Origin of the sequence: Streptomyces sp. NPDC056628 (assembly GCF_042792555.1) — a bacterium.
Lineage (GTDB): Bacteria > Actinomycetota > Actinomycetes > Streptomycetales > Streptomycetaceae > Streptomyces.
Map to the genome: position 1 here is coordinate 108337 of NZ_JBHTWG010000016.1, position 17871 is coordinate 126207.

17 protein-coding genes are annotated in these 17871 nt (G+C 71.6%); 15 read left to right on the plus strand and 2 right to left on the minus strand.

Going from position 1 to position 17871, the window contains the following annotated elements; genetic code table 11:
* The first annotated feature begins 6 nt into the window (after positions 1–6).
* A complete protein-coding gene (locus ACFRAC_RS20765) occupies positions 7–555 on the plus strand; it encodes an HIT domain-containing protein (RefSeq protein ID WP_361340225.1) in 549 nt (182 codons plus the stop codon).
* A 55-nt stretch (positions 556–610) separates the two neighbouring features.
* On the opposite strand, the gene ACFRAC_RS20770 is transcribed toward ACFRAC_RS20765, so the two are convergent.
* Positions 611–2272: a hypothetical protein gene (locus ACFRAC_RS20770; protein ID WP_382925576.1), complete on the minus strand. Its 1662-nt coding sequence runs from the start codon at positions 2270–2272 to the stop codon at positions 611–613.
* Positions 2273–2540: 268 nt separating this feature from the next.
* Positions 2541–4739, minus strand: a complete 2199-nt coding sequence (locus tag ACFRAC_RS20775; protein WP_382925578.1) for an elongation factor G-like protein EF-G2 — start codon at positions 4737–4739, stop codon at positions 2541–2543.
* A 303-nt stretch (positions 4740–5042) separates the two neighbouring features.
* On the opposite strand from ACFRAC_RS20775, the gene pgsA reads away from it, so the two are divergent.
* The 14 genes from pgsA (at position 5043) to ACFRAC_RS20845 (ending at position 17683) form a co-directional block, all read left to right on the plus strand.
* A complete protein-coding gene (pgsA, locus tag ACFRAC_RS20780; RefSeq protein WP_382925580.1) occupies positions 5043–5729 on the plus strand; it encodes a phosphatidylinositol phosphate synthase in 687 nt (228 codons plus the stop codon).
* Positions 5726–6634 (plus strand): phosphatidylinositol mannoside acyltransferase, encoded by a 909-nt coding sequence (locus tag ACFRAC_RS20785; RefSeq protein WP_382925581.1) that lies wholly within the window; start codon positions 5726–5728, stop codon positions 6632–6634. The genes pgsA and ACFRAC_RS20785 overlap by 4 nt, the downstream gene beginning before the upstream one ends.
* Positions 6631–7809: a glycosyltransferase family 4 protein gene (locus tag ACFRAC_RS20790; RefSeq protein WP_382925583.1), complete on the plus strand. Its 1179-nt coding sequence runs from the start codon at positions 6631–6633 to the stop codon at positions 7807–7809. Before ACFRAC_RS20785 ends, ACFRAC_RS20790 begins: the two co-directional genes overlap by 4 nt.
* A gap of 311 nt (positions 7810–8120) precedes the next feature.
* Entirely contained in the window at positions 8121–8663 is a 543-nt protein-coding gene (locus ACFRAC_RS20795) for a hypothetical protein (RefSeq protein WP_382925584.1), read from the plus strand.
* Between the two features lie 126 nt (positions 8664–8789).
* A complete protein-coding gene (gene pdxS / locus ACFRAC_RS20800; RefSeq protein WP_382925585.1) occupies positions 8790–9695 on the plus strand; it encodes a pyridoxal 5'-phosphate synthase lyase subunit PdxS in 906 nt (301 codons plus the stop codon).
* Positions 9695–10300, plus strand: coding sequence for a pyridoxal 5'-phosphate synthase glutaminase subunit PdxT (gene pdxT, locus ACFRAC_RS20805; RefSeq protein ID WP_382925587.1), 606 nt, complete (start codon positions 9695–9697; stop codon positions 10298–10300). The genes pdxS and pdxT overlap by 1 nt, the downstream gene beginning before the upstream one ends.
* A 48-nt stretch (positions 10301–10348) precedes the next feature.
* Positions 10349–11101, plus strand: coding sequence for a YebC/PmpR family DNA-binding transcriptional regulator (locus ACFRAC_RS20810; protein ID WP_361340244.1), 753 nt, complete (start codon positions 10349–10351; stop codon positions 11099–11101).
* A 112-nt stretch (positions 11102–11213) separates the two neighbouring features.
* Positions 11214–11753, plus strand: coding sequence for a crossover junction endodeoxyribonuclease RuvC (gene ruvC, locus ACFRAC_RS20815; protein WP_361340247.1), 540 nt, complete (start codon positions 11214–11216; stop codon positions 11751–11753).
* A complete protein-coding gene (gene ruvA / locus ACFRAC_RS20820; protein ID WP_382925589.1) occupies positions 11750–12355 on the plus strand; it encodes a Holliday junction branch migration protein RuvA in 606 nt (201 codons plus the stop codon). Before ruvC ends, ruvA begins: the two co-directional genes overlap by 4 nt.
* A 73-nt stretch (positions 12356–12428) precedes the next feature.
* Positions 12429–13502, plus strand: coding sequence for a Holliday junction branch migration DNA helicase RuvB (gene ruvB / locus ACFRAC_RS20825; RefSeq protein ID WP_382925590.1), 1074 nt, complete (start codon positions 12429–12431; stop codon positions 13500–13502).
* 174 nt (positions 13503–13676) lie between these two features.
* Positions 13677–14171: a preprotein translocase subunit YajC gene (gene yajC, locus ACFRAC_RS20830; RefSeq protein WP_382925592.1), complete on the plus strand. Its 495-nt coding sequence runs from the start codon at positions 13677–13679 to the stop codon at positions 14169–14171.
* Positions 14172–14302: 131 nt separating this feature from the next.
* Positions 14303–16021 (plus strand): protein translocase subunit SecD, encoded by a 1719-nt coding sequence (secD, locus tag ACFRAC_RS20835; RefSeq protein ID WP_382925594.1) that lies wholly within the window; start codon positions 14303–14305, stop codon positions 16019–16021.
* A gap of 1 nt (position 16022) precedes the next feature.
* Complete coding sequence (gene secF, locus ACFRAC_RS20840) at positions 16023–17147, plus strand: protein translocase subunit SecF (RefSeq protein ID WP_382925595.1); 1125 nt, start codon at positions 16023–16025, stop codon at positions 17145–17147.
* Entirely contained in the window at positions 17144–17683 is a 540-nt protein-coding gene (locus ACFRAC_RS20845; RefSeq protein ID WP_382925596.1) for an adenine phosphoribosyltransferase, read from the plus strand. Before secF ends, ACFRAC_RS20845 begins: the two co-directional genes overlap by 4 nt.
* Positions 17684–17871 lie beyond the last annotated feature (188 nt).

Sequence of the window (17871 nt, forward strand, 5' to 3'; positions counted from 1 at the left end):
GCACGTATGACGAGTGAGCCGGAGCAGCAGTGGGGAGTGGGCATCCAGGACGCGTTCCAGCGCCTGTGGACGCCCCATCGGATGGCCTACATCCAGGGTGAGAACAAGCCGACCGGTCCCGGAGCGGACGACGGCTGCCCCTTCTGCGCGATCCCGGCCAAATCCGACGAGGACGGGCTGGTGGTCCGCCGCGGCGAGCAGGTGTACGCGGTCCTCAACCTGTACCCGTACAACGGCGGGCACCTCATGGTCGTGCCCTACCGTCACGTCGCCGACTACACCGACCTCACCGAGCCGGAGACCGCCGAACTGGGGGCGCTGACCAAGCAGGCCATGACGGCCCTGCGCACCGCCTCGGGCGCCCACGGCTTCAACATCGGCATGAACCAGGGCACGGTCGCCGGTGCCGGCATCGCCGCCCACCTCCACCAGCACGTCGTGCCGCGCTGGGGCGGGGACACGAACTTCATGCCGGTCGTCGGGCACACCCGGGTGCTGCCGCAGCTCCTCGCGGACACGCGGAAGATGCTGGCGGAGGCCTGGCCGACGGCCTGACCGCGGGGGAGGGAGCCGGGTCCCGGCCCCCTCCAGTGGCCCGTCGCCGGAGCGCCTACGCGTCGTAGACGTCCGCCTTGCGGGGCGAGGGGTCCTGTACGGCCGTGCTCAGGAACGCCGAGCGCGTGCCGAACTTCTCGGTGTCCACGCCGTTCTCCGCGAGCACCCTGATCGCCGAGGCGTGCACGGCCCGCAGCACCGGGGTGGCCGCGCGCAGCGCGTCGTCGGCCATGAAGCGGTGCCGCCACGGCTGGTCGGCCCAGGCGTGCCGCAGCCCGAACGGCTCGGGCAGGGCGATCGTCCCGCCCAGCCAGTTCAGCGCCGGGGGATACCAGGAGAGCGGGGCCCGCACCGCCAGCCGCACCACCTCGTCGGTGCCGACCAGCGGCAGCTTCACGGAGCGGGTCTCCCACGGCTTCAGCGACTTGGAGACCTCCTTGGTCGGCGCCTCGGGCTTCTCCTGGAAGAGCCCGTTGACCGGACCGAGGGCGTGCCCCGTCACCTCGATGCGCAGCGTCTCGTGCAGCACGGTCACGGTGATCAGCATGGTGATGATCAGCTGGCCGTCCCACAGGGTCCACTGGACGCCCAGGTAGTGCCGGTCACCGCTGCCGAACTGCTGCTTGTTGCAGATGTCCTGTATCGCGTGCGGCTTGACCTGGTACGCCTCGACGTCCGTGCCCTCCGGCCGGGACACCGCCGAGGCGCCCTCGGCGATCGGCGTGACGATCCAGTGGCGTATCGAGGGCTTCGGGAAACCGCCGGTGTTCAGCGGGCCGCGCTCCAGCATGCTCAGCTGGTGGTGGATCGCGCGGATCACGTCCCAGCTGCGGAAGGGATGGATCTCGCGGGCAGGGTCGGTGGGCACCAGTTCCTCGGCCAGCTGCCAGCTGCCCCAGCGGGTGCCCATGCCGAGTATTCCCTTGGGCCCGGCGTAGAAGACCGAGTTGGACTGCTGCTCGGCGCTGAGCTTGGCCAGGGCCTGACGCAGCTGCTCGGCCTGGGTCTCGTTGGGACTGGTCGGCACCGCCTCCGGCACCTTGGCGCCGACGCTGCTGCCGGCGAGCAGGCTGTCCCAGCGCTCCCGCAGGTCCCGCGCGGTGCGCTCGCACACCTGCTTGGCCCAGAACCACCCGAGGACCGGCATCACCACCGAGGCGCGCGCGTACCACGCCCAGATGCCGGTGAACGGCATCTTGAGCAGGAAGAGCACGGCCAGCGCGCCCATCGCGACGAGGAGCACGGAGGCGAGCGCCCCGCCCCGCTTGGCGTCCCGCTTGACGATGGTGGTGCGCAGCGTGAAGACCAGCAGCCACACCAGGAGTCCGGGCAGGAACAGCAGACCGCAGATCACCATGATCGCGCTGAGGGTCCGGTCCCGGGCCTTGCGGATGTTGTTGGCGGCGAGGCAGTGCTCGACGACGACCTGCGGCTCGGTGCCGAAGGACTGGATCAGTGGCTTGCGGCCGTCGCCGAGCATGCGGTCGACCACGGCCCGCGAGAACGCCTCACCGAGGTTGGGCCGGAAGATCTTCGCCCAGGCGCGGCCCGCCTTGACATCCGTCTTGTGCCATTCGTTGTCGGCCTTCTTGATGTCCTCGTACGGATTGTCGCGGTAGGCCGCCGAGGCCAGCGCGAAGGTCGCCGTCTGCCCCTCACCGGCCGTGCGCGGCACCTGCGGACCGAAGATGTCCGCGTAACCGCCTTCAACGGTCATTCCCGCCCCCACTCGCCGCACTGTTGCTCCTGCGGCCTTCCCGACTTCCGTACGGCGCACACCTGTTGATCGGTCGCCGATCGGTGATCAGCGTATCGCCAGCCAGCGACATCCGTCGGCGGACGGCCGAAGCCGCCCGCCGAGGGAGGGGAGCGCTTCACGTGGCGAACGGAAGGCTCCGGCGCGGTCCGTGACGCGACGCGCGCCGAGTGAGCGACCGGGCGGCGCCGGGCGCGCGTCAGGAGGCCACGCACCACGACGCCACGCGCTACGAGGCCACGCTCGCCTCCTCCCGTACCCTCTCCGCGATCTGCTGCGGCATCGGCTCGTGCCGCGCGTACCGCCGGCTGAACCGGGCCGTGCCGTGCGACAGCGACCGCAGGTCGATGGCGTACCGGCCGATCTCGATCTCGGGCACCTCGGCCTTGATCAGCGTGCGGCCGCCGCTGGTCTGCTCGGTGCCGAGGACGCGGCCCCGCCGCCCGGACAGGTCGCTCATCACGGCCCCGACGTAGTCGTCGCCGACCAGCACGGACACCTCCGCCACCGGCTCCAGCAGGTGGATCTTCGTATCGCCCGCGGCCTCGCGCAGCGCGAGCGCGCCGGCCGTCTGGAAGGCCGCGTCGGAGGAGTCGACCGAGTGCGCCTTGCCGTCGAGCAGGGTGACCCGGACGTCGACGAGCGGATGACCGGCCGCGATCCCCTTGGCCGCCTGAGCCCGCACGCCCTTCTCCACGGACGGGATGAACTGGCGCGGCACCGCGCCGCCGACGACCTTGTCCACGAACTCGATGCCCGAACCGCCGGGCAGGGGCTCGACCTCGATCTCGCAGATGGCGTACTGCCCGTGCCCGCCGGACTGCTTCACATGCCGGCCGCGGCCCGCCGCCCTGCCCGCGAACGTCTCCCGCAGCGACACCTTGTACGGCACCACGTCGACCTGCACTCCGTACCGGCTGCGCAGCCGCTCCAGCGCGACGTCGGCGTGCGCCTCGCCCAGAGCCCACAGCACCACCTGGTGGGTGGCCTGGTTCTGCTCGAGGCGCATGGTCGGGTCCTCCGCGACCAGCCGGGCCAGCCCCTGCGACAGCTTGTCCTCGTCGGCCTTGCTGTGCGCCTGGATGGCCAGTGGCAGCAGCGGGTCCGGCATCTGCCAGGGCTCCATGAGCAGCGGGTCGTCCTTCGACGACAGGGTGTCCCCGGTCTCCGCGCGGCTCAGCTTCGCCACGCACGCGAGGTCGCCCGCGATGCAGTGGCTGAGACTGCGCTGCTGCTTGCCGAACGGCGCCGACAGCGCGCCGACGCGCTCGTCGACGTCGTGGTCCTCGTGGCCGCGGTCCTCCAACCCGTGCCCGGACACGTGCACCGTCTGGTCGGGCCGCAGCGTGCCGGAGAAGACGCGCACCAGCGAGACCCGGCCGACGTAGGGGTCGGACGCGGTCTTCACGACCTCGGCGACCAGCGGACCGTCCGGGTCGCACGGGCTCAGCTCGCGCGGCCGGCCGTCGAGCGTGGTCACGTCGGGCGCCGGCCGCTCCGGCGGGGTCGGGAAGCCGCGGGTGATGAGCTCCAGCACCTCGACGGTGCCGAGGCCCTGCCGGGCGCCTTCGGCGGCCGGGGCGGCCGCCAGGACGGGGAAGAAGGTGCCCCGCGCGATGGCCCGCTCCAGGTCCTGGATGAGCGTCTTGACGTCGATCCGCTCGCCGCCGAGATAGCGGTCCATGAGGGTCTCGTCCTCGCTCTCCGCGATGACCCCCTCGATCAGCCGGTTGCGCGCCTCCTCGATCAGCGGCAGCTCGTCGCCGCCCGGCTCGGACTCCTTGCGCTCCCCGGTGGAGTAGTCGAAGAGCTTCTGCGTCAGCAGGCCGATCAGACCGGTCACGGGCGCGTGCCCGTCCGGGCCCGGCTCCCCGTGCAGCGGCAGGTACAGCGGGAGCACGGCGTCGGGGTCGTCGCCGCCGAACGCCTCCGCGCAGATCCGCGTCATCTCCTCGTAGTCGGCCCGCGCCGCCTCCAGATGTGTCACGACGATCGCGCGCGGCATGCCGACGGCCGCGCACTCGTCCCACACCATGCGGGTGGAGCCGTCGACGCCGTCCGAGGCCGAGACGACGAAGAGGGCCGCGTCCGCGGCGCGCAGACCGGCCCTGAGTTCCCCGACGAAGTCGGCGTAGCCGGGGGTGTCCAGCAGGTTGATCTTGATGCCGTCCCATTCGACGGGCACCAGGGACAGCTGGACCGAGCGGTGCTGCCGGTGCTCGATCTCGTCGTAGTCGGAGACGGTGCCGCCGTCCTCCACGCGGCCCGCCCGGTTCACCGCTCCCGCCGCCAGCGCGAGAGCCTCGACCAGAGTCGTCTTGCCCGAACCGCTGTGGCCGACCAGCACCACATTCCGTACGGACGCGGGGTGGTCGGCCGCCGTAGCCCTGCCGGCGGCTCCGGGGTGTGCGTTCGCCTTGTCGCCCATGATCCTGCCTCCCGTGCACGGTGAGGTCACTGTGGGCGCGGACGTACGGTCCCTCTTCCGGGCTCCGGCCCGGAAGGCGCCCCCAGCGATGGCGGCTGCGACGACGCCCGCGGTCCTTCGAGCTTTCCACTCCCCACACGGCGCGTCCATACGACGGACTCGACCGCGCCCTCCGCCCGGGCCCGACGTGCCGCGGTGCCCGCGGACGAGTGCCCGGCGGCCGCCCGCACCCGCGCGTGGCTACGATGGGCCAGCCGGTGGCCAGCAGGGCCGCACGGCGCCACACCGACCCTCGGGAAGGCCATGCTGAACAAGTACGCGCGTGCTTTCTTCACGCGTGTTCTCACGCCGTTCGCCTCATTTCTGATCAGAAGGGGCGTCAGCCCCGACACCGTCACCCTGATCGGGACGGCCGGCGTGGTCGCGGGCGCGCTGGTCTTCTACCCCATGGGCGAGTTCTTCTGGGGCACGGTCGTGATCACGCTGTTCGTGTTCTCCGACCTCGTCGACGGGAACATGGCGCGCCAGCTCGGCCGCTCCAGCCGCTGGGGCGCCTTCCTCGACTCCACCCTGGACCGGGTCGCCGACGGCGCGATCTTCGGCGGCTTCGCCCTCTGGTACGCCGGTGGCGGCGACGACCTCGTGCTGTGCGCGGTCTCGATCTTCTGCCTGGCCAGTGGCCAGGTCGTGTCGTACACCAAGGCCCGCGGCGAGTCGATCGGCCTGCCGGTCGCGGTCAACGGCCTGGTCGAGCGGGCCGAGCGCCTGGTGATCTCCCTGGTCGCGGCCGGTCTGGCCGGCCTGCACAAGTTCGGCGTGCCCGGAATCCAGTACCTGCTGCCGGTGGCCCTGTGGATCGTCGCGGTGGGCAGCCTCGTCACGCTGATCCAGCGGGTCGTCACCGTCCGCCGGGAGTCCGCCGAGGTCGAGGCCGCCGAGGCGCGGGACAAGCCGGAGAGCGCCTCGCACGGGAGCGAGGCCGCCACGTGACCGCCCGGGACCGGCTCACCGACGCGCTGTACGGGCTCGGCTGGGGCACCGTGAAGAAGCTCCCCGAGCCGGCCGCCGTGCGCCTCGGACGCACCATCGCCGACCTGGCGTGGAAGAAGCGGGGCAAGGGCGTGCGGCGGCTGGAGAGCAACTACGCGCGCGTGGTGCCGGACGCGAGCCCGCGGCGCCTGGCCGAGCTCTCGCGCGCGGGCATGCGCTCGTACCTGCGCTACTGGATGGAGTCCTTCCGGCTCCCCGCCTGGAGCGAGGACCGGGTCCGCGACGGCTTCGCGCCCCAGGACGTCCACCACCTCACCGACGGGCTGGCTGCCGGAAAAGGCGTGATACTGGCCTTGCCGCACCTGGCCAACTGGGACCTGGCGGGCGCCTGGGTCACCACCGAACTGAAGACACCGTTCACCACGGTCGCCGAGCGCCTCAAGCCCGAGACGCTCTACGACCGCTTCGTCGCCTACCGCGAGGGCCTCGGCATGGAGGTCCTGCCGCACAGCGGCGGCAGCGCCTTCGGCACGCTGGCCCGCAGGCTGCGCGACGGCGGCCTGGTCTGCCTGGTCGCCGACCGCGACCTGTCCGCCTCCGGCGTGGAGGTGGACTTCTTCGGCGCGACGGCCCGGATGCCCGCCGGACCCGCCCTGCTCGCCCAGCAGACCGGGGCACTGCTGATGCCCGTGACGCTCTGGTACGACGACTCGCCCGTCATGCAGGGCCGCGTCCACCCACCGGTCGAGGTACCCGAGTCAGGCAACCGGGCCGAGAAGGCGTCTGTCATGACACAGGCGCTGGCCGACGCCTTCGCCACGGGTATCGCGGAACATCCGGAGGACTGGCACATGCTCCAGCGCTTGTGGCTCGCCGACCTGGATCCCATGAAGGGGACCTCGTGAGAATCGGCATCGTCTGCCCGTACTCCTGGGACGTGCCCGGCGGCGTCCAGTTCCACATCCGGGACCTCGCCGAGTACTTCGTCCGGCAGGGCCACGAGGTGTCGGTGCTGGCCCCGGCGGACGACGACACCCCGCTCCCGCCGTACGTCGTCTCGGCGGGCCGGGCCGTCCCGGTGCCGTACAACGGCTCGGTCGCCCGGCTGAACTTCGGCTTCCTCTCCGCCGCGCGCGTGCGCCGCTGGCTGCACGACGGACGGTTCGACGTCATCCACATCCACGAGCCCACGTCGCCGTCCCTGGGCCTGCTCGCCTGCTGGGCGGCCTCGGGCCCGATCGTCGCCACCTTCCACACCTCCAACCCGCGCTCGCGCGCGATGATCGCGGCGTACGCGATCCTCCAGGCCGCCCTGGAGAAGATCAGCGCCCGGATCGCGGTGAGCGAGTACGCCCGCCGGACGCTGGTGGAGCACCTGGGCGGCGACGCGGTCGTCATCCCCAACGGCGTCGACGTCGACTTCTTCGCCGAGGCCGAGCCCAACCCGGAGTGGCAGGGCGGCACCATCGGCTTCATCGGCCGCATCGACGAGCCCCGCAAGGGACTCCCTGTGCTGATGCGGGCCCTGCCGAAGATCCTCGCCGCCCGCCCGGGGGCCCGGCTCCTGGTGGCCGGCCGGGGCGACGAGGAGGAGGCGGTCGAGGCCCTGCCCGCCGAGCTGCGGTCCCGCGTCGAGTTCCTCGGCATGGTCAGCGACGAGGACAAGGCCCGGCTGCTGCGCAGCGTCGACCTGTACGTGGCCCCCAACACCGGCGGTGAGAGCTTCGGGATCATCCTGGTCGAGGCCCTGTCGGCGGGCGCCCCCGTCCTCGCCTCCGACCTCGACGCCTTCGCCCAGGTCCTGGACCAGGGCGCGGCCGGCGAACTCTTCGCCAACGAGGACGCGGACGCCCTCGCCGACGCCGCGGTACGCCTCCTGGGGGATCCCGCCCGGCGGGCCGAGCTGCAGAAGCGGGGGAGCGCCCACGTGCGCCGCTTCGACTGGTCGACCGTCGGCGCGGACATCATGTCGGTCTACGAGACGGTGACGGCGGGCGCGGCGGCGGTGGCCACCGACGAGGACTCGGGCTCGGGCGCCGTGGGCGGGCTGAGGGCCCGGCTGGGGCTGGCGCGGGACTGACGGGGGTCACCCGGAAGCCGCGCGGGAGGCCTCGCGCGCGGGACAGCGTCCATGCCCGTGGGGCCGGCGGGACCGACTGGCTGACGGAAGTCGCCGGCGCCCGCCCTGCGCGGCAGGCAGCGTCCGCGTCCGCCGCCCGGCGAGGCTGGTGAGGGGGTCTCAGGGGGCTCCCGGAAGTCCCCGGCGGACGCCCCACGCGCGGGTGAGCGGCCGTGCCCGGGAGGGCCCGCACGCGACTGACCGGCCTCCAGGAGTCGCCGGGGTCCGCCCCGCGCGCGGGGCGGCAGAGGCGGCGCCGCTAGTCTGCGCCCGTGACCGCGACACTCATCTGGATCCTCGGCGTCCTCGTGGCGATCGGCCTCTACCTCAGCTGGACCGCCGGCCGGCTGGACCGGCTGCACGCCCGGATCGACGCGGCGCGCGCCGCGCTCGACGCACAGTTGCTGCGCCGCGCCTCCGTCGCCCAGGAGCTGGCCACCTCCGGCGTGCTGGACCCGGCCGCCTCGATCGTGCTGTACGAGGCCGCGCACGCGGCCCGGCAGGCCGAGGAGGAGCAGCGTGAGGTGGCCGAGAGCGAACTGAGTCAGGCCCTGCGCGCCGTGTTCGCCGAGACGCAGCAGGTGGAGGCGGTCCGGGAGGCGCCCGGTGGCGAGGAGGCGGCCCGCGAGCTGACCGAGGCGGTCCGCAGGGTGCCGATGGCCCGCCGGTTCCACAACGACGCCGTCCGCGCGGCCCGCGCGCTGCGCCGGCACCGCAAGGTCCGCTGGTTCCGCCTGGCCGGCCACGCCCCCTTCCCGCTGGCCTTCGAGATGGACGACGAGCCGCCCGCCGCACTGGTCGAACGGGCCTCCTGACCGGAACGCGCCACCAGCGGGACACGAAAACGAGCCACCGGCTCCCCATTGGCCCTTGCTGTGGACTGGTCCGTTGCCGTTTCCTCAATGCTCGCAACAACCCTTCTCCACCGTGTGAGGTCACCCGTGTCCATCTCCGAAAACCAGGCTCCCGCGACCGGCACCGCCCGTGTGAAGCGCGGCATGGCCGAGCAGCTCAAGGGCGGCGTGATCATGGACGTCGTCACGCCGGAGCAGGCGAAGATCGCCGAGGACGCGGGCGCGGTCGCCGTCATGGCCCTGGAGCGGGTGCCCGCCGACATCCGCAAGGACGGCGGCGTGGCCCGGATGTCCGACCCGGACATGATCGAGGGCATCATCGACGCCGTCTCGATCCCCGTCATGGCCAAGTCCCGCATCGGCCACTTCGTCGAGGCCCAGGTCCTGCAGTCCCTCGGCGTCGACTACATCGACGAGTCCGAGGTCCTCACCCCGGCCGACGAGGTCAACCACTCCGACAAGTGGGCCTTCACCACGCCGTTCGTGTGCGGTGCCACCAACCTCGGCGAGGCCCTGCGCCGCATCGCCGAGGGCGCGGCCATGATCCGCTCCAAGGGCGAGGCCGGCACCGGCAACGTCGTCGAGGCCGTCCGCCACCTGCGCCAGATCAAGAACGAGATCGCCCGCCTGCGCGGCTACGACAACAACGAGCTGTACGCCGCCGCCAAGGAGCTGCGCGCCCCGTACGAGCTGGTCAAGGAGGTCGCCGAGCTCGGCAAGCTCCCGGTCGTGCTGTTCTCCGCCGGTGGCGTCGCGACCCCGGCCGACGCCGCCCTGATGCGCCAGCTCGGCGCCGAGGGCGTCTTCGTCGGCTCCGGCATCTTCAAGTCCGGCGACCCGGCCAAGCGCGCCGCCGCCATCGTGAAGGCCACCACCTTCTACGACGACCCCAAGATCATCGCGGACGCGTCCCGCAACCTCGGCGAGGCCATGGTCGGCATCAACTGCGACACCCTGCCCGAGACCGAGCGCTACGCGAACCGGGGCTGGTGATGACCTCACCCGTCATCGGAGTGCTCGCGCTCCAGGGCGACGTGCGCGAGCACCTCGTCGCCCTGGCCGCGGCCGACGCCCTGGCCAGGCCGGTGCGCCGCCCCGAGGAACTGGCCGAGGTCGACGGTCTGGTCATCCCCGGCGGGGAGTCCACCACGATCTCCAAGCTGGCCGCCCTCTTCGGGCTGATGGAACCCCTCCGCGCGCGCGTGCGCGACGGCATGCCCGTCTACGGCACCTGCGCCGGCATGATCATGCTTGCCGACAAGATCCTCGACCCGCGCTCGGGCCAGGAGACCGTCGGCGGCATCGACATGATCGTCCGCCGCAACGCCTTCGGGCGCCAGAACGAGTCGTTCGAGGCGTCCGTCGAGGTCAAGGAGATCCCGGGCGATCCGGTGGAGGGCGTCTTCATCCGGGCCCCCTGGGTGGAGTCCGTGGGCGCCGGCGCCGAGGTGCTCGCCGAGCACGACGGCCACATCGTGGCGGTCCGCCAGGGCAACGCGCTGGCCACGTCGTTCCACCCGGAACTGACCGGCGACCACCGGGTGCACGGGCTGTTCGTCGAGATGGTGCGCGCGTACCGGACGACCGAGTCCTTGTAGGATTCCTGCGTTCGTTGCAGAGATGGGTTACGCGAAGGAGACAGGCAGATGTCCGGCCACTCTAAATGGGCCACGACGAAGCACAAGAAGGCCGTGATCGACGCCAAGCGCGGCAAGCTCTTCGCGAAGCTCATCAAGAACATCGAGGTCGCGGCCCGGATGGGCGGAGCCGACGCCGAGGGCAACCCGACCCTGTACGACGCCATCCAGAAGGCGAAGAAGCAGTCGGTCCCCAACAAGAACATCGACTCGGCGGTCAAGCGCGGCGCGGGTCTGGAGGCCGGCGGCGCCGACTACGAGACGATCATGTACGAGGGCTACGGCCCGAACGGCGTCGCGGTGCTCATCGAGTGCCTCACCGACAACCGCAACCGCGCCGCCTCCGACGTCCGGGTCGCGATGACCCGCAACGGCGGCTCCATGGCCGACCCGGGCTCGGTGTCGTACCTGTTCAACCGCAAGGGCGTGGTGATCGTCCCCAAGGGCGAGCTGACCGAGGACGACGTCCTCGGCGCCGTCCTCGACGCGGGCGCCGAGGAGGTCAACGACCTCGGTGAGTCCTTCGAGGTGATCAGCGAGGCCACCGACCTGGTCGCGGTCCGCACCGCGCTGCAGGACGCCGGCATCGACTACGAGTCCGCCGACGCCAACTTCGTCCCGACCATGCAGGTCGAGCTGGACGAGGAGGGCGCCAAGAAGATCTTCAAGCTGATCGACGCACTCGAGGACAGCGACGACGTGCAGAACGTCTTCGCCAACTTCGACGTGAGCGACGAGATCATGGAGAAGGTCGACGCCTGACGCGGACGCGAGCCGCACGCGCTCAACGGGCCGACGGGACACTCCCGTCGGCCCGTCGCATTGTCAGCGGCACCCGATAGCCTGCACAAACAGCTGAGCGAAGGGAGGGGCGGTGCGCGTACTCGGGGTGGACCCCGGACTGACCCGCTGCGGCGTGGGCGTCGTCGAGGGGGTCGCGGGCCGGCCGCTGACCATGCTGGGCGTCGGAGTCGTCCGCACCCCCGCGGACGCCGAGCTGGGCCACCGCCTGGTCGCCGTCGAGCGGGGCATCGAGCAGTGGCTGGACGAGCACCGGCCCGAATTCGTCGCCGTGGAGCGGGTGTTCAGCCAGCACAACGTCCGGACCGTGATGGGCACCGCCCAGGCCAGCGCCGTCGCCATGCTCTGCGCCGCCCGCCGCGGCATCCCCGTCGCCCTGCACACGCCCAGCGAGGTCAAGGCCGCCGTGACCGGCTCGGGCCGCGCCGACAAGGCACAGGTCGGCGCCATGGTCACCCGGCTGTTGCGGCTCAGCGCGCCGCCCAAGCCGGCCGATGCCGCCGACGCCCTGGCCCTCGCCATCTGCCACATCTGGCGCGCCCCCGCGCAGAACCGGCTCCAGCAGGCCGTCGCCCTGCACACCGCCACCGCATCGAAAGGCCGTACGGCATGATCGCCTTCGTCAGCGGCACGGTCGCCGCCCTCGCCCCGGACACCGCGGTCGTCGAGGTCGGCGGCGTCGGCATGGCCGTCCAGTGCACCCCGAACACGCTGTCCACACTGCGCCTCGGCCAGCCCGCCAAGCTGCACACCTCCCTCGTGGTGCGCGAGGACTCCCTGACGCTCTACGGCTTCGCCGACGACGACGAGCGGCAGACCTTCGAGCTGCTGCAGACCGCGAGCGGCGTCGGCCCCCGCCTCGCCCAGGCCATGCTCGCCGTGCACACGCCCGACGCGCTGCGCCGGGCCGTGGCGACGGCCGACGAGAAGGCCCTCACCGCCGTCCCCGGCATCGGCAAGAAGGGCGCCCAGAAGCTCCTCCTGGAGTTCAAGGACCGCCTCGGCGAACCGATCGGCGCGCCCGCCGTCGGCGCCCCCGTCACCCAGGGCTGGCGCGACCAGCTGCACGCCGCCCTGATCGGCCTCGGCTACGCGACCCGTGAGGCCGACGAGGCCGTGAGCGCCGTCGCCCCGCAGGCCGAGGCCGCCGAGGGCGCCCCGGAGGTCGGCCGCCTGCTAAAGGCGGCGCTGCAGACCCTGAACAGAGCGCGCTGACCGCCCCACCCGACGACACCGGCGTACGGCGGACCCGCGTACGCCCTCCACCGCGACCCGCGAGGCACACGCAATGAACTGGGACGACGACACCACCGGCACCCCCGCCCCCGAGCGGCTGGTGGGCTCGGTCGCCGACCGTGAGGACCAGGCCGTCGAGGCCGCGCTGCGCCCGAAGGACCTGGACGAGTTCATCGGCCAGCACAAGGTCCGCGAACAGCTCGACCTGGTGCTGCGCGCCGCCCGCGCGCGCGGCGCCACCGCCGACCACGTGCTGCTCTCCGGCGCCCCCGGCCTCGGCAAGACCACCCTATCCATGATCATCGCGGCCGAGATGGGCGCCCCCATCCGCATCACCTCCGGCCCCGCCATCCAGCACGCCGGCGACCTCGCCGCGATCCTCTCCTCCCTCCAGGAGGGCGAGGTCCTCTTCCTCGACGAGATCCACCGCATGTCCCGGCCCGCCGAGGAGATGCTGTACATGGCCATGGAGGACTTCCGCGTCGACGTGATCGTCGGCAAGGGTCCAGGCGCCACGGCCATCCCCTTGGAGCTGCCGCCGTTCACCCTGGTCGGCGCCACCACCCGGGCCGGCCTGCTGCCGCCCCCGCTGCGCGACCGCTTCGGCTTCACCGCGCACATGGAGTTCTACGAGCCCGCCGAGCTGGAACGCGTCATCCACCGCTCGGCCGGCCTGCTCGACGTCGAGATCGCCGCCGACGGCGCCGCCGAGATCGCGGGACGCTCCCGCGGCACGCCACGGATCGCCAACCGCCTGCTGCGCCGCGTCCGGGACTACGCGCAGGTCAAGGCGGACGGGATCATCACCAGGGACATCGCGGCGGCCGCCCTCGCCGTCTACGAGGTCGACGCCCGCGGCCTGGACCGCCTCGACCGCGCCGTCCTGGAGGCGCTGCTGAAGCTCTTCGGCGGCGGCCCGGTCGGCCTGTCCACGCTCGCCGTCGCCGTCGGCGAGGAACGTGAGACCGTGGAAGAGGTGGCCGAACCCTTCCTCGTCCGGGAGGGGCTGCTCGCCCGCACACCTCGCGGCCGGGTGGCCACGCCCGCGGCATGGTCGCATCTCGGCCTCACGCCGCCCCGCGCGTCGCCTGCCGGAAACGGACAAGGGGACTTGTTCGGGGCGTGATGCCCCGGTCACGGCGAGCTCTGTGGCCGGAGCAGGAACCCCGGTGCCATGCTGAGCGTTGTTCCCTGCGCGGAGACTCGCTTAGACTCCGCCGATGCCGCCCCTGTCGGCGGCAGACAATCCCCAACCATCAGGCCGCTCACCATCGCGGTCGTGTGAAGGAAGTTCCGACCCGTGAGTCTCGTGACCCTCCTCCCGTTCATCGTGCTCATCGGGGCCATGTTCCTGATGACCCGGTCGGCCAAGAAGAAGCAGCAGCAGGCCGCCGACATGCGGAACCAGATGCAGCCCGGTTCCGGTGTCCGCACCATCGGTGGCATGTACGCCACCGTCAAGGAGGTCAGCGACGAAACCGTCCTCCTCGACGCGGGCCCGGGCGTGGAGCTTCTCTTCGCCAAGAACGCCATCGGTGCCGTCCTCTCCGACGACGAGTACAACCGCATCGTCCACGGCGTGGAGCACGACCTGAAGTCCGACGTCGTCCCCGACGACGCCTCCTCCCTCACCGAGACCGACGAGCCCGCTGCCGCCGCCTCCGACGAGAAGTCCGTCGACCTCGCCAAGAAGGACGAGACCGACAAGACCGAGGAGCCGTCCGAGTCCGTGGCCGCCGAGGCCAAGACGGAGGACGCGCCGAAGAAGTCCGAGGGCGACGCCGACGCGAAGTAGCCACGTTCCGGGGCGCGCGGGCGACGCCTGCGCGCCCCCGGGCGTGCGGAGCTCGCACGGTATCCCGACACCATGTCATGGCTGCCCGCCCGTAGACCGGTGCGAGGCGGCCCGAGAGGGAGTACGAGAAGGTGGCAGCACCTAAGAAGGGCCGTAAGGCGAGCGCCCAGAGCAAGCCAGGGCGCTCGCTGGCCCTCATCCTGATCGCCATCGCGGCGCTCACCGGAGGGATGTTCGCCTCGGGGCACACCACTCCGCGACTCGGCATCGACCTGGCCGGCGGCACCAGCATCACGCTGCGTGCGGAAGCCGAGCCCGGTCAGGAATCCGCGATCAACAAGACCAACATGGACACCGCGGTCCAGATCATGGAGCGCCGCGTCAACGGTCTTGGTGTCTCGGAGGCCGAGGTACAGACCCAGGGCGACAAGAACATCATCGTCAACATCCCCAAGGGCACGAACTCCAAGCAGGCCCGGGATCAGGTCGGTACCACCGCCAAGCTCTACTTCCGCCCCGTCCTCCAGCGCGAGGCCTCCGGCGGCCCGGCGCAGCCGGAGCCCAGCGCGTCCCCCAGCGGCTCCCCGAGCGCGTCCCCGAGCGGCTCCTCGAAGGCGACGGACCCGACGAAGTCCACCGGTTCCGCCACTCCCTCCGCGACGGCCACCACCCAGGGCCGCGCCGTCACCGGCGGCCTGAAGGCGGACAGCTCGCCCTCCCCGTCCGCCTCCGCGGACGGTGACACCGCCAAGCTCCAGGCGGCGTACACGGCGCTCGACTGCTCCAAGCCCGCCCAGCGCGCCCAGGCCGGCAAGGACGCGAAGGCCGGCGAGACCACGGTCGCCTGCGGCAAGGACGGCGACGCCTGGACGAAGTTCCTGCTCGGCCCGGTCGCGGTCGACGGCACCGAGGTCAAGGACGCCAAGGCCTCCTTCGACACCACGCGCGCCGCCGGCTGGCAGGTCGACATGACCTTCAACGGCAGCGGCTCCAAGAAGTTCTCGAGCATCACCGGTGAGCTGGCCAAGCAGAGCTCCCCGCAGAACGAGTTCGCGATCGTCCTCGATGACGAGGTGGTCTCCCACCCGTACGTCCAGCAGGCCATCACCGGTGGCAACGCGCAGATCTCCGGCAGCTTCACGCAGGAGGAGGCCAAGAGCCTCGCCAACATGCTGTCCTACGGCGCCCTGCCGCTCACCTTCAGCGAGGACAGCGTCACCACGGTGACCGCCGCGCTCGGCGGCGAGCAGCTCCATGCCGGCCTCATCGCCGGCGCCATCGGCCTCGCGCTCGTCGTGATCTACCTGCTGGTCTACTACCGCGGCCTGTCGGTCATCGCGATCCTGTCGCTGCTGGTCTCCGCGGCCCTGACCTACACGATCATGTCGCTGCTCGGCCCCACCATCGGCTTCGCGCTGAACCTGCCGGCCGTCTGCGGCGCCATCGTCGCCATCGGCATCACGGCGGACTCGTTCATCGTGTACTTCGAACGCGTCCGCGACGAGGTCCGCGAAGGCCGCACCCTGCGCCCCGCCGTCGAGCGGGCCTGGCCGCGTGCCCGGCGCACCATCCTGGTCTCCGACTTCGTGTCGTTCCTCGCCGCCGCGGTGCTCTTCATCGTGACCGTCGGCAAGGTGCAGGGCTTCGCGTTCACGCTGGGCCTGACCACCCTGCTCGACGTGGTCGTGGTGTTCCTCTTCACCAAGCCGCTGCTGACGCTCCTGGCCCGCACGAAGTTCTACGGAGGCGGCCACCCGTGGTCCGGCCTCGATCCCAAGCGACTGGGCGCCCGGCCTCCGCTGCGCCGCACCCGCCGCCCCTCCGCCCCCATCGAGACGAAGGAGGCGTGAGATGTCGAAGCTCGGCAACCTCGGCGCCCGACTGCACCGTGGCGAGGTCGGCTACGACTTCATCCGCAACCGCAAGCTCTGGTACGGCATCTCGATCCTGATCACCATCACGGCCATCGTCGGCCTGGCGGTGCGCGGCCTGAACATGGGCATCGAGTTCCAGGGCGGCGCGGTCTTCAACACCCCGAAGACCACCGTCTCGGTGGCCCAGGCCCAGGAGTACGCGGAAGAGGCATCCGGCCACGACGCGATCGTCCAGAAGCTCGGCAGCGGCGACAAGGCCTCCCTGCGCATCCAGGTCGCGGGCATCGACACCAAGCAGGCCGACAAGGTCTCGGCGGAGCTCGCGGACAAGCTGGGTGTCTCGGAGAACGACGTCACCGGCGAGCTGGTCGGCCCGAGCTGGGGTGAGCAGATCGCCAACAAGGCCTGGCAGGGCCTCGGCATCTTCCTGTTCCTGGTCGTGATCTACCTGGCGATCGCGTTCGAGTGGCGCATGGCCCTCGCCGCGTTCGTCGCCCTGATCCACGACATCACCATCACCGTCGGCATCTACGCCCTCGTCGGCTTCGAGGTCACGCCCGGCACGGTGATCGGTCTGCTGACCATCCTCGGTTACTCGCTCTACGACACGGTCGTCGTCTTCGACAGCCTCAAGGAGCAGACGAAGGACATCACCAAGCAGACCCGCTGGACGTACAGCGAGATCGCCAACCGCTCGATCAACGGCACCCTGGTCCGCTCCATCAACACCACGGTGGTCGCGCTGCTGCCGGTGGCGGGCCTGCTGTTCATCGGCGGCGGCTTCCTCGGCGCCGGCATGCTCAACGACATCTCCCTGTCGCTGTTCGTCGGCCTCGCGGCCGGTGCGTACTCCTCGATCTTCATCGCCACCCCGCTCGTCGCCGACCTCAAGGAGCGCGAGCCGCAGATGAAGGCCCTGAAGAAGCGGGTGCTCGCCAAGCGGGCCCAGACCGCCGCGCAGGGCCCGGCCACGGACGTCGAGACCGAGGACGAGGTGTACGACGACGGACCCGAGGACACCGCCGCGGCGGTCGTCGGCCCGCGCAGCCAGCCCGCGTCCCGCAACCGCGGCCGGAACCGCCCCTCGGGGAAGCGCCGATGACCGACATCAGCGAGTTGCTGCTCAGCCGCATCCGGGACGTGGCGGACTACCCGGAGCCGGGCGTGATGTTCAAGGACATCACCCCGCTCCTGGCGGACCCGGCGGCCTTCACGGCCCTCACCGACGCGCTCGCCGAGGTCGCGGCCCACACCGGGGCCACCAAGGTCGTCGGCCTGGAGGCCCGCGGCTTCATCCTCGGAGCGCCGGTCGCGGTCCGGGCCGGTGTCGGCTTCGTCCCCGTGCGCAAGGCGGGCAAGCTCCCCGGAGCGACGCTCAGCCAGGCGTACGCCCTGGAGTACGGCTCGGCCGAGATCGAGATCCACGCCGAGGACCTGTCCGCGAGCGACCGGGTCCTGGTCGTCGACGACGTCCTGGCGACGGGTGGCACCGCCGAGGCCTCGATCCAGCTGATCCGCCGGGCCGGCGCCGAGGTGTCCGGCCTCGCCGTCCTGATGGAGCTGGGTTTCCTCTCCGGCCGGGCCCGCCTGGAGCCCGTGCTGGAGGGAGCTCCGCTGACCGCGCTCCTCACGGTCTGACCTCCGAGCAGCATCCGATGCCGCGTGCCCGCCCCGGCGGGCACGCGGCATCGCCGTGCACCGACCGGCACGTAAGCGGAGTCGCGGAATCCACCGGACACCTCTCGTGTTTCCCTCGTAGACGGCCCTCACATCGGCCTGAAGGCGATCCTGCGGCGCAGGATCGCTACCATGGGGTCTCCGGAGCC